The following is a 2,536-nucleotide window of genomic DNA, read 5'->3' as shown; positions in this document are numbered from 1 at the left end:
GCCACGCCGCCGGCCAGCTTGGCGAGCCGCTCCTGCAGCTTCTCGCGGTCGTAGTCGGAGTCGGAGTTCTCGATCTCGCGGCGGATCTGCGCCACGCGACCCGCGATCTGGTCGGCGTCACCGGCGCCGTCCACGATCGTCGTCTCGTCCTTGGTGACGCGCACCGAGCGGGCGCGACCGAGCAGCTCGAGCGTCACCGCGTCCAGCTTGAGGCCGACCTCCTCGGAGATCACCTGGCCGCCGGTCAGGATGGCGATGTCGCCCAGCATGGCCTTGCGGCGGTCGCCGAAGCCCGGGGCCTTCACCGCGACGGACTTGAACGTGCCGCGGATCTTGTTGACGATCAGGCCGGCGAGGGCCTCTCCGTCGACGTCCTCAGCGATGACCAGCAGCGGCTTGCCCGACTGCATGACCTTCTCGAGGATGGGCAGCAGGTCCTTCAGCGAGGAGATCTTGCTGTTCACGATGAGCACGTACGGGTCGTCGAGGACGGCCTCCATGCGCTCGGTATCGGTGACGAAGTACGGGGAGATGTAGCCCTTGTCGAAGCGCATACCCTCGGTGAGCTCGAGATCGAGCCCGAAGGTGTTGCTCTCCTCGACGGTGATGACACCCTCCTTGCCGACCTTGTCCATCGCCTCGGCGATGATGTCGCCGACCGTGGAGTCACCAGCGGAGATGGACGCCGTCGCGGCGATCTGCTCCTTGGTCTCGACGTCGATGGCCTGGCCGAGCAGCTGCTCGGAGACGGCCTTGGTGGCCTTCTCGATGCCGCGCTTCAGGCTCATCGGGTTGGCGCCCGCCGTGACGTTGCGCAGACCCTCGCGCACCATCGCCTGCGCGATGACGGTCGCGGTGGTCGTGCCGTCGCCCGCGACGTCGTCGGTCTTCTTGGCGACCTCCTTGACGAGCTCGGCGCCGATCTTCTCGAACGGGTCTTCGAGCTCGATCTCTTTGGCGATCGACACGCCGTCGTTCGTGATCGTGGGGGCGCCCCACTTCTTCTCCAGGACGACGTTGCGGCCCTTCGGGCCGAGCGTCACCTTGACCGCGTCGGCCAGGGTGTTCATGCCCTTTTCGAGACCGCGCCGCGCGTCGACATTGAATTCAATCAGTTTTGCCATGGTTGTTGGCAATCCTCCGGCGTATCCGGGGCCCCCGGGCTGGCGGACCCCACGTTGGTTCATGGTCAATGCCAAAGACGATGCCCGCGACGGACGACCTGGTCGGTCTCATCGAGTCTGACAGAGGTAGCACTCTGCACGGCAGAGTGCTAACACCATTCTTAGCACTCGCCCCCAGGGAGTGCAAACGAGATGAGGACGCCCGCGGCGAACGTCCGGGGGGTCGCCGGGGTGGGTTGTCGTGCGGTGAGCTCGTGGCCGAGGAGTGAGGGGCGGTTGTTCGTCACCCTGTCCGGCGTGCAGGCTCGCCGGACCCGGGGGGGAGGGGCGGACGACTCCGGCGCGCCCCGAGCTGGCGTCCGGCGACCGCGTCCGACACGGGCGCCGCCCCGCAGACCGAAACGCTGCAGGTCTTTCGCAAACGCTGCAGGCGTTCCCGAAACGCCGGGCTGCGGCCGCAACGCTGCCTGACGTAAGGCAGCGTTCTCGCCGGAGGCAGGCGTTGCGGAAACGCTGCGGGCGTTTCGCGGTTTACTGCAGGCGTTCCGCACACGCTGCAGGCGTTTCCGAGCGAACCCGTCGCCGGACACGTGCCGCCGCGACCCCCTCGCGCTACCCGACTCCGGCCCCCACCGGCCAGTCGATTCGCCACCACTCGATGCGCGTTTCCCTGCGCGGCTGAGCGGGAATCGTCCGAGAAAGCCTCATCGAGTGGCGGCGAATCGACCGGGGCCTCCCTGCGCTCATGCGCGAACCGCCTCACTGCCCGGCCCCCGCGCCGCGCGTACGGCACGATGGCACCCATGTGGACGCCGTTCAGCTCCCGTCGCACCCAGCCCCGGCAGACCGCCCGGAGCACTCCCCGTCCCCGCCCGGCCACTGCGCGTCCCCGCACGGCCCCCAGGGCGTCCCGACGCCCAGCGGGTCCCCTTCCCTGGACGCGAGCCCGCGGCGTCCTGAACCTGCTCAACCTCACCACCCCGCTCGGGATCGCGGTGGCGCTGGTCGGCCGAGCGCGCATCCGGCGCGGGCCGCACGGGCTCTGGATCGCTGAGGGCTACCGCTTCCGCTACCCCATCGCCGGGGCGTTCACGGTGGGCAATGTCGTGACGACGGCGTCCACCATCGGACGCCTCGAGCGCGTCATGCCCGACATCCTCGCCCACGAGGGGCGGCACGCCTTCCAATACGCGGTGCTGGGGCCGGCGTTCTTCCCGCTCTACTCGGCGGCCGCCGGATGGTCGTGGGTCGTCGCCGGGCATTCTGCGGCCGGCAACCCGTTCGAGACGGGTGCGGGCCTGGTCTCCGGGGGCTACCTTCTCGCGGGCCAGCCGGTGCCGCTCCGCGGCCTCTTCCGGGACGCCGCCGGCGCCGGCCGGCGGCTGCGCGCGTTGCTGGGCCGACGCGGCGGA

2 protein-coding genes are annotated in these 2,536 nt (G+C 69.8%); one reads left to right on the top strand and one right to left on the bottom strand.

Annotated features, from left to right (window positions below):
• A partial coding sequence (groL, locus tag WMJ97_RS14920; protein ID WP_347349793.1) for a chaperonin GroEL occupies positions 1-1,124 on the bottom strand: 1,124 nt, incomplete at its 3' end.
• Positions 1,125-2,119: 995 nt separating this feature from the next.
• Between groL and WMJ97_RS14915 the strand changes: the two genes are divergently transcribed.
• The coding region (locus WMJ97_RS14915) for a hypothetical protein (RefSeq protein WP_347349792.1) at positions 2,120-2,536 on the top strand (417 nt) is incomplete at its 3' end.

This window comes from Nigerium sp. (genome assembly GCF_039811905.1).
Taxonomy (GTDB): domain Bacteria; phylum Actinomycetota; class Actinomycetes; order Propionibacteriales; family Propionibacteriaceae; genus Propioniciclava.
The sequence above is the reverse complement of the archived record's forward strand: the minus strand, read 5'-3'. Positions and strand labels throughout refer to the sequence as shown.